This is a genomic window from Streptococcus infantis (assembly GCF_047464615.1).
Taxonomy (GTDB): domain Bacteria; phylum Bacillota; class Bacilli; order Lactobacillales; family Streptococcaceae; genus Streptococcus; species Streptococcus infantis_Y.
In genome coordinates this window covers 70,513-83,629 of record NZ_JASHBO010000011.1, presented here as the reverse complement: position 1 = coordinate 83,629, position 13,117 = coordinate 70,513, and the positions used below count along the sequence as shown (strand labels likewise).

13 protein-coding genes and 1 pseudogene are annotated in these 13,117 nt (G+C 41.1%); 5 read left to right on the top strand and 9 right to left on the bottom strand.

The window, feature by feature from the left end:
• The 8 genes and pseudogenes from QM450_RS07780 to QM450_RS07745 all read right to left on the bottom strand — a co-directional run.
• Positions 1–104: pseudogene (locus QM450_RS07780) on the bottom strand (sigma-70 family RNA polymerase sigma factor); the annotation flags it as partial.
• A gap of 205 nt (positions 105–309) precedes the next feature.
• The gene (gene rpsD / locus QM450_RS07775) at positions 310–921 is read right to left on the bottom strand and encodes a 30S ribosomal protein S4 (protein ID WP_000092756.1); all 612 of its coding nucleotides are present in this window, start codon (positions 919–921) and stop codon (positions 310–312) included.
• Between the two features lie 194 nt (positions 922–1,115).
• The gene (locus QM450_RS07770) at positions 1,116–2,168 is read right to left on the bottom strand and encodes a sensor histidine kinase (protein WP_414320201.1); all 1,053 of its coding nucleotides are present in this window, start codon (positions 2,166–2,168) and stop codon (positions 1,116–1,118) included.
• Positions 2,165–2,863: a response regulator transcription factor gene (locus QM450_RS07765; protein WP_414320200.1), complete on the bottom strand. Its 699-nt coding sequence runs from the start codon at positions 2,861–2,863 to the stop codon at positions 2,165–2,167. Before QM450_RS07765 ends, QM450_RS07770 begins: the two co-directional genes overlap by 4 nt.
• Positions 2,864–2,986: 123 nt before the next feature.
• Positions 2,987–5,476, bottom strand: coding sequence for an SSURE domain-containing protein (locus tag QM450_RS07760; protein ID WP_414320199.1), 2,490 nt, complete (start codon positions 5,474–5,476; stop codon positions 2,987–2,989).
• Between the two features lie 157 nt (positions 5,477–5,633).
• A complete protein-coding gene (locus QM450_RS07755) occupies positions 5,634–6,299 on the bottom strand; it encodes a potassium channel family protein (protein WP_414320198.1) in 666 nt (221 codons plus the stop codon).
• Positions 6,300–6,312: 13 nt separating this feature from the next.
• Positions 6,313–7,692 carry a TrkH family potassium uptake protein gene (locus QM450_RS07750; RefSeq protein WP_414320197.1) on the bottom strand — a complete coding sequence of 460 codons (1,380 nt, stop codon included), beginning with the start codon at positions 7,690–7,692 and terminating at the stop codon, positions 6,313–6,315.
• A 32-nt stretch (positions 7,693–7,724) separates the two neighbouring features.
• Positions 7,725–8,489, bottom strand: coding sequence for a nucleoside phosphorylase (locus QM450_RS07745; protein ID WP_414320196.1), 765 nt, complete (start codon positions 8,487–8,489; stop codon positions 7,725–7,727).
• 192 nt (positions 8,490–8,681) lie between these two features.
• Between QM450_RS07745 and QM450_RS07740 the strand changes: the two genes are divergently transcribed.
• The 3 genes from QM450_RS07740 to QM450_RS07730 all read left to right on the top strand — a co-directional run bounded on the left by QM450_RS07740 (position 8,682) and on the right by QM450_RS07730 (position 10,083).
• Positions 8,682–9,134, top strand: a complete 453-nt coding sequence (locus QM450_RS07740; RefSeq protein WP_049508129.1) for a DUF3290 family protein — start codon at positions 8,682–8,684, stop codon at positions 9,132–9,134.
• Positions 9,131–9,763, top strand: a complete 633-nt coding sequence (locus tag QM450_RS07735; protein ID WP_414320195.1) for a DUF421 domain-containing protein — start codon at positions 9,131–9,133, stop codon at positions 9,761–9,763. Before QM450_RS07740 ends, QM450_RS07735 begins: the two co-directional genes overlap by 4 nt.
• Before the next feature lie 116 nt (positions 9,764–9,879).
• Positions 9,880–10,083 (top strand): CsbD family protein, encoded by a 204-nt coding sequence (locus QM450_RS07730; RefSeq protein WP_075232383.1) that lies wholly within the window; start codon positions 9,880–9,882, stop codon positions 10,081–10,083.
• Between the two features lie 62 nt (positions 10,084–10,145).
• Here the strand turns inward: QM450_RS07730 and QM450_RS07725 are convergent, their stop codons facing one another.
• Positions 10,146–11,393 (bottom strand): carbohydrate-binding domain-containing protein, encoded by a 1,248-nt coding sequence (locus QM450_RS07725; RefSeq protein WP_414320194.1) that lies wholly within the window; start codon positions 11,391–11,393, stop codon positions 10,146–10,148.
• Between the two features lie 206 nt (positions 11,394–11,599).
• Between QM450_RS07725 and QM450_RS07720 the strand changes: the two genes are divergently transcribed.
• Both QM450_RS07720 and QM450_RS07715 read left to right on the top strand, forming a co-directional pair.
• Positions 11,600–12,376 (top strand): polyphosphate polymerase domain-containing protein, encoded by a 777-nt coding sequence (locus QM450_RS07720; RefSeq protein ID WP_414320193.1) that lies wholly within the window; start codon positions 11,600–11,602, stop codon positions 12,374–12,376.
• Positions 12,369–13,052 carry a DUF4956 domain-containing protein gene (locus QM450_RS07715; RefSeq protein ID WP_414320192.1) on the top strand — a complete coding sequence of 228 codons (684 nt, stop codon included), beginning with the start codon at positions 12,369–12,371 and terminating at the stop codon, positions 13,050–13,052. The genes QM450_RS07720 and QM450_RS07715 overlap by 8 nt, the downstream gene beginning before the upstream one ends.
• Positions 13,053–13,117 lie beyond the last annotated feature (65 nt).

Sequence of the window (13,117 nt, the reverse complement as noted above, 5' to 3'; positions counted from 1 at the left end):
ATGCCTTCTTGGTCCCAATCCTCTTTCTCCCACAGGTGGAGATAGTAGTCTTTTCTACATCTATGAACAATTCCCTTTACCTTATCATAATACTTTTCAAGCATTTGCTTTCCCCCTTTCTCTGCTTGTAGTATAGCAGAGAAAGGGGGAAAGAGGGCCCGTCTTTCCTATCTTGTGTTTTTTCAAGTCTGTAATGTTATGGATTATAAGTTTGTAATTCACATAAAGGTGACTAGTTTTTCACAGTCTAATTTTCAGGTAAAGCAAAAAGCCCACTGTTGTAGGCTTTCTGTAAGATATTTCTTAAAATTAAAGCATTTTGTTGTAGAATTCAACGACAAGTGCTTCGTTGATTTCTGGGTTGATTTCGTCGCGTTCTGGCAAGCGAGTCAATGAACCTTCCAATTTTTCAGCGTCGAATGATACGAATGCTGGGCGTCCAAGAGTAGCTTCTACTGCTTCAAGGATAGCTGGAACTTTCAATGATTTTTCACGAACTGAGATTACTTGACCTGGAGTTACACGGTATGATGGGATATCAACGCGTTTTCCGTCAACAAGGATGTGACCGTGGTTTACGAATTGACGAGCTTGACGACGAGTAGTCGCAAGACCAAGACGGTAAACAACGTTATCCAAACGACGTTCCAAAAGAAGCATGAAGTTGAAACCAAGGATTCCACCTTTGATTTTTGTAGCTTGTACGAACAAGTTACGGAATTGTTTTTCACCTACACCGTAAGTGAAACGAAGTTTTTGTTTTTCAGCCAATTGCAAACCGTATTCTGACAATTTAGAACGGTTGTTTGGTCCGTGTTGTCCTGGTACGTAGTTACGACGTGCCAATTCTTTACCTGTACCTGTAAGTGAAAGGCCAAGGCGACGAGCTTGTTTCCAAGATGGTCCTGTATAACGTGACATGTGAATGTCCTCCTGATATAAATAATATTTCGGTGGAAATAGTCACTTAGAAAGCCCTGATTCGTGCAGATGCCCTTCGCCTAAACAGCCAAGGTTACTTATTATAAGACACCTGTTGACGAGCTTCATGCTTTCCTGCTGATATTTCACACAAAATCCATTTTACCATGGATCGCTGGATTTGTAAAGGGGGGTTAAGCTTTATTTTCACTACCAGAAAGGTTGAGAAGGAGGGTAAAGGTGCTTCCTAGGCCGTACTGGCTGGTAACTGTGATTTCTCCACCTAATTGATGGGCTAATTCACGCGCAATCGCAAGACCTAAGCCATGACCACCTGTTTTCATATTGCGCGAAGTTTCGACACGATAAAGGCGTTTGAAAATATTCTCCAAATCCTCTGGGGCAATGCCCTGCCCTTCATCGGTCACACTGATTGAAAGCTGGTTCTTCTCCAGCTTAGCCACCACTTCCAGCTTGGTTCCTGGAGCTGAGTATTTAAAAGCGTTATTGACCAGATTCACCAAGATGCGAGAAAGTTTGGCATAATCTCCTTCAATCCGGGCAGACTCTGGAATCACCTGTAAGTGGACATCTCGCTCCTCCTGCTCAATCAAGAACTGAAATTCACTCATACACTCAATCAAGAGCTGATCCAGAAAAATGCTGTCTTTACTAGTCGTCTCTGCCTGATTTCTAGCTGTGTTTAGGGTCAAAAAATTCAACTCTTCAACCAGTTTATTAAGCCTTTCGGTCTGGCGTCCAATGGTTGCTAGATAATGGGCTTGTTCTCCTTCCTTGATAACTCCGTCCAAAATTCCTTCTACCGTCGCTTGGATAGAGGTGATGGGAGTCTTGATATCATGCGAAAGCTGGGCAATCATCAAGCCCTTTTCTCGTTCGCTTTCTTCCAAGGAATCAAAGGTCGCTTGCAAATCATGGGACATTTCATTGAAAGCTTGCCCTAACTGCTGAAATTCTGCAGGCCCTTGAACCTCCAGATTTGCAGGGAAGTCCTTGTCCGCTACTCGCTTTGCATGTTCCTTAAGTTTGGCCAATGATGTAAAGACAGGCGATAGGAGAAAGAGACTAATCCCAGCACCAACAAAACTTGCCATGAGAGTCATACCCACTAGGAAATAAATCTCTCTTTCGTCAATTAACATTCGCTGGACGGCCCCAAAAACCACGATAATCGTTAGGAGTGTTGAAATGATATAACCTACTAGAATATAATTTTTTAATTTCATTGACTACCTCGTGCTTTCTCAATTTTGTAGCCCAAACCCCAGACGGTTTTGATGGTGGGCGTTTCTGCACTGGCATATTTAGCCAACTCCTGCCTCAATGCATGAATATGAACATTCAAGGTATTGGTATCATCCACATAGTCTTCTTGCCAGACCTTTTCATAGAGATCTGTCTTAGAGAAAACCCGCTTTGGATTGCTGGCTAAAAGCCATAAAAGCTCGAAGGATTTGACTGTCAAATCAAGTGCTACATCTCCGACTTGGACCTCATGACTACCGTGATTCATCCGTAAATCCCCGAGACTGACGACTTCTGTCTCACCTCCACGATGAAGGCGACGCAAGATATTGTGGACACGCAAAACCAGCTCACGAGGGCTAAAGGGCTTGGCAATAAAGTCATCTGCCCCTAAGCTCAGGCCATAAATCTTGTCCTGCTCGCTAGTCTTAGCTGTGATAAAGAGAAAAGGCTGATCTTGAGATTGATACTGGACCTCACTAATCAAATCATAACCATCCATCCGAGGCATCATGATATCTGTAATAATCAAATCAATCGGTTTTCGCTTGAAGATTTCCAAGGCCTCTACTCCATCATGAGCTACCAAAACCTGATATCCTGCCTGAACCAGATAGCGTTGATGAATATCTGTGATTTCTACCTCGTCGTCAACGAGTAAAATTGTCTTTCCCATCTGTCTCTCCTTTGAAAAAAACAGTGCTATACCACAATAGTATAACACTATTTTAATCTCTTTACGAACATTCTAATCGCTATCTGGATTTTTTAAATCCTAGATAGAAAGTCTGTAGCTAGACTAGTCATTATCCTCTTTTTTAGCTTTCAAACCGAGTCCACCTAGAAGTCCGGCCAAAGCTAATCCAAAGAATCCAAGAGTAGCCATTGATGTTTGGGCTTCACCGGTATATGGAAGCATGTCTTTTTGTTCTTTCATGTGATCAGCCATCATTGGATTTGACGCCTTGTTATTAGATGCCATCTTACCTTCATCAGACATTTTGCTTGAGGTTACCATAGGCTGGCTAGCATTCATGGTTTTGTCCTGCTCTTTGTTAGGCATCATCTTATCCTGGCTAGCAGCTGGCATTTGCGATTTCATCGGATTGAGAGACTTATACCCCTTCAAATTAACAGTCAAATCTTTAGTCGCTACAAGATTAGTTAAGTCAGGCTTGCCGTCTTTTGCACCGTACACTTTGATGGTAGCTTTATAGCTATGTGTACCGTTTTGTTTCAACAACTCTAACAAATCTTTATCTGATTTACCTTGGGTACCTGCCAAATCCACTTCATAGAAGTAGAGACCTTTGCCTAATTTTTCTACTGGTGGGAGAGCTGGATTTTTTGCTGAACCGTTGTCTGACCATGGGGACTTGTCAGATGCTTTCAAGATAAGGCGAGTCAACATACCGTCACCAGCGAAGAATTCGTATGGAATGACTTGGTTGACTCCGGCTGTGAATGGGCCTGGGAAGTTGGCTTTGTCCAAATAAGTGGCTGGGACATCTACTGTGTCTTTGGTATTATCAGCCACACCTTTTTGTACTTCAGCTGGAGTGGTCAAGCCGTTCAAGTTGACATCCAAATCCTTAGTCGCTACGAGATTACTCAAGTCTGCCTTGCCATCTTTAGCACCGTACACTTTGATGGTGGCTTTATAACTTTGAGTGCCATTTTGTTTCAAGAGGTCAAGAAGGTCTTTATCTGATTTACCTTGAGTGCCGGCCAAATCCACTTCGTAGAAGTAGAGACCTTTGCCCAAGTTTTCTACTGGTGGAAGAGCTGGATTTTTAGCTGAACCGTTGTCTGACCATGGAGCTTTGTCAGAAGCTTTCAAGATAAGACGAGTCAACATACCGTCACCAGCGAAGAATTCATATGGAATAACTTGGTTGACACCTGCTGTGAATGGGCCTGGGAAATTGGCTTTGTCCAAGTAAGTGGCTGGGACATCTACTGTGTCTTTGGTATTATCGGCTACACCTTTTTGTACTTCAGCTGGAGTAGTCAAGCCGTTCAAGTTGACATCCAATTCTTTAGTCGCTACAAGGTTGCTCAAATCTGCTTTGCCATCTTTCGCACCATACACTTTAATAGTAGCTTTATAACTTTGAGTGCCATTTTGTTTCAAGAGGTCAAGAAGGTCTTTATCTGATTTACCTTGAGTACCTGCCAAATCTACTTCATAGAAGTAGAGACCTTTGCCTAATTTTTCTACTGGTGGGAGAGCAGGATTTTTGGCTGAACCGTTGTCTGACCATGGGGACTTGTCAGATGCTTTCAAGATAAGGCGAGTCAACATACCGTCACCAGCGAAGAATTCATATGGAATCACTTGGTTAACACCGGCTGTGAATGGGCCAGGGAAGTTAGCCTTGTCCAAGTAAGAAGCTAGAACATCAACTGTGTCTTTGGTGTTATCAGCCACACCTTTTTGCACTTCAGCTGGGGTGGTTAAGCCGTTCAAGTTGACATCCAAATCCTTAGTCGCTACGAGGTTACTCAAATCTGCTTTGCCATCTTTCGCACCATACACCTTAATTGTAGCTTTATAGCTTTGAGTGCCGTTTTGTTTTAACAAGTCAAGCAGCTCTTTATCTGATTTACCTTGAGTGCCGGCCAAATCCACTTCATAGAAGTAGAGACCTTTGCCCAATTTTTCTACTGGTGGGAGGGCCGGATTTTTGGCTGAACCGTTGTCTGACCATGGGGCCTTATCGGATGCTTTCAAGATAAGGCGTGTTAACATGCCGTCTCCGGCGAAGAATTCGTATGGAATAACTTGGTTGACACCAGCTGTGAATGGGCCAGGGAAGTTGGCTTTATCCAAGTATGTAGCTGGAACGTCTACTGTGTCTTTGGTATTGTCAGCCACGCCTTTTTGAACTTCAGCTGGAGTGGTTGCTGGTTGAGCTTCATTTGCTTCATGGTCTTGTCCAGTAACTGCAGGAGCAGGATTTGTCGCAGGTTTAACCGTATCTTCTGTTTGTTTCTTAGATTCTGGTTTTGCTTGCACTTCTTCTTTGGGTGCTGAGTCTGCCTGGTCTGAAGGAAGAGCTGTATCGACTGCTTCTTTGAGAAGTTCTGCCGGTAAGTCACTCTTTTCACTCACTGAGGCAGCGTCTGGTACGACTTGAGCAGGGGTTGGATTGACCACATCGGCACGCACCGAACTTGGTTGGCCAACTAGGACAAAGAAGCCACTAGCCACAACAACTGAGGCAACACCGACACTAAGACGGCGAATAGACCAACGAGTATATCTTTGATTTGGATTGAATTTCATAGGATTCTCCTTAGAGTTTTTCTTTATTTGATGACTCTAGTATAATCTCCTAAAATTAAAAAGGATTAAGAAAAAGTTAAAATTTTTCTTAAATCCCTCTTATAAAATACTTATATTGACTCAATAGTCGTTGAAAAAAAGAATAGTCATTCCTCCTCTACTCACTGAGGCTTGCTAGGGTATCCAAATATTGGTTATTGATCACTGCCATGATATAGGAGTCAGCTTTCAATAGATCATTCGGTCCAAATTGAACATCCAAGGGAGCATTTTCGTAGTCACGAAAACCGAGGATATTGAGATTGTACCGTCCTCTAAGATTTAATTGGCTAAGGCTCTTTCCTACCCAAGATGCAGGAATTTTCATCTCGACAATGGAGACGTTCTTGTCTAACTGAAAGACATCTACACTGTTATTAAAGAGAATCGTCTGTGCCAACGAACGACCCATCTCATACTCTGGTGAAATGACTGAATCTGCACCTATTTTTTCAAGGACTTTTTTTGCTGTATGACTTTTGACCTTAGCAATAACAGTCGGTACACCCAGACTCTTGCAATGCATGACTGCTAGAACACTGGACTCTAAATTTTCACCCGTTGCGACGACTACGGTATCGCAGGTATCAATTCCAGCTGATAGCAAGAGGTCCTCATCTGTGATATCTCCAACAACGCCACGCGCCAAGACTGGTTCAAATTGATTGATTCGTTCCTCATGGTCATCAATGGCTATGATATTTACATCATGCTTAGCAAGAGCGGCGAGAACACTACTCCCAAAAATACCCAAACCTAAAATTCCAATTGTCCGATCTGACATAGCTTATCCTTTCTTATCCTATGGTTATATCTGCTTTCATATAGTGAATCATATCTTTCTTATCTGGCCGATACTCAGCCAAACTGACTAATAGCGTCAGTGGCCCAATTCGTCCGATAAACATCAGTAGCATGACGATGCTGAGAGCTAATTTGCCTAATTCTGGTGTCAAATTAGCAGTTACTCCAACCGTAGCAAGCGCTGAAATAGTTTCAAACATCAGGTAGATAAATTTCGGATTCCCTTCCGCTGTTATTCCTAGTAAAATCAAGCCAACCAGAAAAGTCAATAAGAAAATAATGAAGACACTGAATGATTTTTGGACTGTCCGAGGTTCAATCGTTCTCTGTGCTACATTGGCATGAGGTAAGCCTAAAAACTCACTGCGTGCGAATACCAACAAAACAAAGAAGGTTGTGATTTTAAGTCCTCCTGCTGTTCCTCCAGGTGCTCCACCGAGAAACATTTGTAAGATATAAATCAGTAATGTGACAGGTCTAGCTTGAGTGTAATCAATAGAAGCAAAACCTGCTGTTCTCATGCTGACAGTTTGGAAGAAGCTAACCAGCAATTTATCAGGGAAACTTAGATTTCCAATCGTTCCCGAATTGTTCCACTCTATCAAGAGGGTTGAAACTGTTCCAGCAAATAAAATCCCCGCTGTTAAGAAGAGGACTAGCTTAGTATGGAAACGAAGACGGCGTTTTTTCTTCTTTCCCAATTGAGTGGCTAGATCAAACCAGACCATGAAACCTAGACCGCCTGTAATAATCAAGCCAGCAATCACTAGATTAACCAAAGGATCTGTCTGAAAGGCTAGCAAACTCGTACTTCCAAAATTATCAAATCCAGCATTACAGAAAGCAGAAATCGCCAAGAAGATAGACGTTAAAATACCTCGTCCCCAGCCAAACTCGGGGATAAAACGAAAACTCAGCAGAAAGGCTCCTAAACCTTCTACTAAAAAAGTCGTCAAAAAGATGGAACGTAGAAAATCCTTCAAAGACTGAGTTTCTTCAAAACTAAAACTCTCCAGAATCGTTTCACGACCTCGAAGACTTAGCTTTTGCTTGCTTTGAATATAGAAGACCCCTATAAAGGTTATGAGCCCCAAACCACCAATCTGAATCAAGACCATACAAATCAACTGCCCCCAAACATTGTAGGTAGAAGCGACAGGTAAGGTAAATAGTCCTGTCACACAGACCATGGATACGGCTGTAAATAAATGATCAAAATAACCGGCATGAGATGTTGGAGCTTGTACGAGTGGTAGACTCAACAGGAGGGAACCTAGAAAAATAACCAAAGCAAAGCTTAAAAAGATTCGCCGAGCAGGTGATAAACGCCCCAAAGTGGTATTTATTTTTTCAACAATTGATTTTAATAACATAGCTACATTGTACCACAAAAAGCTGAGAATACTCACATATGACTAACGATCTCAAGACAGAGTTCTAGCGCCTTTTCAAAAGCTTCCGCACCCCAATCGCGCTGGTCATAGTTATCAAGATCTGCCAAAGAATCTGCTGTAAACAGCAACTCACCCCAAATAACTCCACGAAGTTGAGCCACTGCCGCTAGAGCTGCACACTCCATCTCTACAACTGCACAGCCTTCTTCCTTGCGATAGGCAACTTTTTCAGCGGTTTCTCGGTAAAATCCGTCTGTCGACCAAGTCATGACTTCTTCGTAAGGGACACCTAGTTGTTCCAAGACTTGCTCAATGGCAGAAACAGCTTCTACATGAACATCCATATAACGAGAAGGAGGTGCATAATGGTAGCTAGCTCCTTCATCACGCAATGCTCTGACTGGAACCAGAAAGGCATTTTCTTCTATATTACTCAGCACCCCGCAGGTTCCCGTGGAGATGATTTTCTCTACACCGTAGCCAAGCAACCAATCCATAAACTGAGCCGCAGGGGCAGAACCAACAGGAGCCTGAGCCAGACATACTTCCTCACCCTTGTAACTCATGACATAGACAGGATAGGTTTTAGTGGCAGAAACAAACTCCCCTACGCACTCTGCTTCTACTTCCTGAGCATAGCGGTCAATCTCTTCTTCCAAAAATGCATAGATGCACTTCTTTGGCAACTGTAAATCTAATCCTTCGTGATTTGGCATGATGACTGCCTGAGGATTATCATCAAACTCTAAAATAGGAATGGCATGTTTTTGAATCATAGAGTACCTCCTCTAAATTTGTACTATTATAACAAAAGCAAAACGAAAGTCAAGACGGAAGCCTAAGTCAAATCAGAAAAAACCTACCTTAAGTAGGAAACAACAATTAAATGCTTTTTTCGTCATAATAAACTTGCTATAGCTTAGGAATTATTTTATAATAGATTGAATTTAAAAAAGTGAGGGAGTTTTATGAAATTCTATTCCTATGACTATGTGCTCAGTCAGATTAGTCAACAGAATTGGGTCATGATTATCGTATCAGCTTTACTGCTTATCGTGACTGGATTTTTTGCATTTAAAGCTTTCAAAGATAAAAAAGGGAGCAAGTTCCGTGAATTATCGCTCATTTCTATTTTGACCTTAATCGCATTCGTTTTGATAAGCATTACGAATCTTCAAAACAGTCAATCCAATGATAATCAATTCCGCTCTTCCCTAAACTTTATCGAAGTCGTTTCAAAAGAATTAGGTGTAGATAAAAAAGAGGTCTATGTCAATACCTCAGCAGTAACTGATGGAGCTATTATTAAGGTTGGCGAACATTTTTATCGTGCCATTAGCGGGACTGACCAAGATAGCTATTTATTAGAAAAAATGGAACTCTATAAATCAGATGTTGAACTCGTGGAGGTTGAAAAATGATAAGCTTTTTTGCTACAATTGCGATTAAATTAGCCTTGGGGCTTCTTTCTCTTGTTTTTGTTATTAACGTAACAGGTAAAGGAAATCTAGCACCAAGTTCTGCAGTGGACCAAATCCAGAACTTTGTTCTCGGGGGTATTATCGGTGGGGTTATCTACAATAGTTCTATTACCATCATCCAATACATTGTTATCCTCATTATTTGGACTATTCTCATTTTACTCCTTAAATGGTTGAATACCAATATTTCCTTTTTCAAACACTTGATTGACGGAAAACCTACTATTATCATTAAAAATGGTAAATTAGATCCCGAAGCTTGTCGCTCAAAAGGTCTTGCAGCTGCAGATGTAGCTCTTAAATTACGTTCTCAAGGAATCTTCCAACTCAAGGACGTCAAGAGAGCTGTGATTGAGCAAAATGGACAGCTGATTGTCGTAAGAATGGGCGATGAAAATCCTAAGTATCCAATTATTACCGACGGTGTTGTCCAAGTTGAAATCCTAGAAACCATTGGCAAATCCGAGGAGTGGCTAACTGAGAAATTGAAAGAAGAAGGTTTCGAAGAAGTCTCAAATATCTTTATTGCTGAATATGATAAAGGTCAATTGAATGTTGTAACCTATTAAAAAATAAACTGATGCTTTTCGTATCAGTTTTTTGCTTTTTAGCATAAAAGGGTATATACTTAAATTAATATCTGATGTAATTTAGATAATACAAAAAATTAACGGAGGTATCCCCCATGTCAATCGAAGAAAAATTCAACCAAGCTAAAGGTTCTGTTAAAGAAGGTTTTGGTAAACTAACTGGCGATACAAAAACTCAAGCAGAAGGAGCTGCAGAAAAAGTAGCTTCAAAAGCTAAAGAAGTTGCTGAAGATGCAAAAGAAGTTGTCGAAGGTGCAGTAGCTGGTGTAAAAAACATCTTTAAAAAAGACGAAGAGTAATTCTTTCTCGTTCTAACAACATAAAAAAATCTCCCTTCTCTTTCGAGAAAGGAGATTTTCTTTTACGGTCGTCCACCAGGTGCACCACCACCAGGGCCACCATTTCCTTGAGGGTCACCGCCAGGTGCTCCTCCGCCTCCAGGCATAGAATTGACGATTTCAGTTTGTTTTTCACCATTGAGGTAGATATCTCCACCTGTGTAGGTCGCTGTTCCGTCAAAGTCAAAACCAGATTGACCAGTCATTTTGATGGTTCCTCCATTAACTGTGATATTCCCATTTGAGTCAATTGGATCTGTATCCCCTTGGCCAACTTCAACTGTCAAGTTCCCACCATTCATGGTGAAGAAAATTTCACTTTGTTGAGCATTTTTGTTGGCTGCATTGACACCATCGTCCGTTGAATAGATGGTAATATCCCCGCCGTTAATAGTGATTGACTTACCTTCAAGCCCTTCGGTAGAATTCTTAACAGTATAGGTACCACTATCGATGACCAAATCACCTGAAGCGTGGATACCATCATCGCCAGCAGTAACAGTAATAGTATTATCAGAGAGATACATGGTTCCAACAGATGTATCATCATCATTATCGACCTTGACTCCGTCTTCCTTGGCATCGATGGTCATGGTTGTTCCAGTGATGTTGAGTTCATCATTAACATTAAAGGCGTCTCCAACTGCTGTGATATTGTAAGTTCCACCTGTGATATGAAGTGTATCGTTAGCCTTGATAGCATTGTTTTTCTTGCCATCTACATTGAGAGTTCCTTTCCCGTTGATGGTTAAGTCCACTTTAGAGAAGAGAGCCGCGTCAGCCTTGTCATCACTGTTTGAAGCTGAATCTGACAGGCTATTTGTGGTGCCGTCTGCTAGGGTTAGGTAGACGTGTCCAGCTGATGTTGCTGAAATAGCTGCATTGGTATTAGTTATGGTGACACCGTTTAGGATGATGTGTACGTCATCTGAACTTCCAGCTTCAATCTTGATTTGAACTCCGTCGGATTGACCAGAAATTACATAAGTTCCTGACTTAGAGATTGTAACGGTAGAACCTGATACGGCCACTCCGTCACCTGATACCGTCGCCGTTGATCCTGACAAAGTTACAGTTGCAGCTGTTTTTTCATCATAAGAAGTATCATAGTCCTTATCTGTAAAGTAACTAAATGTTTTCTTATTGGTAGTTACTGTTGTCGTTGCAGTACTATTGCTAGCTGTTGTATTTGAGGTTGACTGGGTACATGCTGTTACCAGTGCTAGAGTTGTTATACTTGTTAATAGGAATGTCCATTTTTTTGCTTTCATGCTCGTTTCCTCGTCTTTCATTTTACATGCTCTTAGTCTACGGGTCTTTCCTAAAAGAAGCCTAAACTTTTTCTGAAAGTTTTCTTAAGTTTAGTTTCAATTAAGTTAAATTTAACAAAAGTTTTAGAATTCCCCTCTAGAATTGTCGACAAACAAGTTCACCTTGTTTAAAAATAGTATAACTGAAAGCAAGAGGAGAAAGACTTATGAAACCATTAGAAACAACTTTTAAGCGGATTGAAACCAAATATATTGTCTCCAAAGATAAACTAGACAAACTGATTCAAGATTTAAAGGAATATCTAGTAGAAGACGACTATCCAATTTCAACTATTTCAAATATCTACTTTGATACGGAAGACTTTGCTGTGCTCCAAGATGATGATTTTGGAAATAAGCGAAAAGAAAAGGTTCGGATGCGGACCTATCTCAGCCAACCTAAAGCAGATAGTCAAGTATTTTTAGAAATCAAAACCAAGGACCAAGAAGGGGTTGGCCGCAAATTTAGACTACTCTCAACTCCTATTTCTATCCTTAATTTCATGACCAAAGGGCACTTGGATGCTAGTATTACTGATACAATCGTCATTGAAAAAGTGAAAAAACTTCATCAGGATTACAAACAGGCTATCAAGCCTCGTATGTACATCTACTACGATCGTTATTCATTAAAAGAAAAAAAATACATCGAGGGCTACAACTATAATAAAATTCGTATCACCATTGACCAAAATCTAGTCTATAGAGATGAAACTGTCAGTCTCTTTGCGGGAAATCACGGGGCTCCTCTCTTAGATAACAACACTGTGATTATGGAGATTAAAGCTCCTGGAAACAAACCTCCGTGGTTACAAGACATTCTAGACAAGTATGGTTTGATGGAGCACAAATTTTCAAAATACAGTTGTGCTTACCACAAATCTCAAGGGCTTCCTTATGCACCACGTCCCAGTATAGAAAGCGCAGGTACCGCTTATGCTTAATCTATTTAATTCCATTTTCAACAACGCCACTGCAAGTGCAGATCCCTTCCAACTACTGCTGGCACTTCTAGTCAGTCTAGTCCTCGGTTTGGCCCTTACTTGGGCCTACAAATATCGGACCCTCTACACCAGAGAATTTGCTATCAGCTTGACTCTGCTTCCCTGCCTTATGACCTTGGTTATTTTTCTGGTCAATGGGAGCTTGGGTACGTCAATTGCTGTAGCCGGAACCTTTAGTTTGATTCGTTTCCGTTCTGCAACGAGTGGTTCAAGAGAACTGATTGCTATTTTCCTTGCCATGATTATCGGTTTGGCTTGTGGAACAGGCTATCTCTTCTTGGCTATTCTCTTCACCCTCTTTATCTTGGGTGTTTGGTTCCTTTTGGAAAATCAACAGGTCAAAACTGACAATCAACGCCGTAGACTTTTAACAATCACGGTAGCTAATCACGAGAAGATTCAAGATGCTATCCAATCTGCTCTTGACCAATTCTGCTCAGAAATTGACATGATTACGATCAATAGCACAAATGCAGGGGACAACCTTAGCATTGTCTATGAAGTCGAGCTAAAAACAGAGGTCGATGATTTCCAAGTGACTAGCTATCTTACACAAAATATTGATCAATGCGATGTGGCATTGACTAAAAAAGCTAAAAAGAGAAAAAATCTCTAAAAACGAAAAACGAGGCTGGGATAAAAATTCCGACCTCGTTTTTTGCTAGCAATAAGTTTTTGATA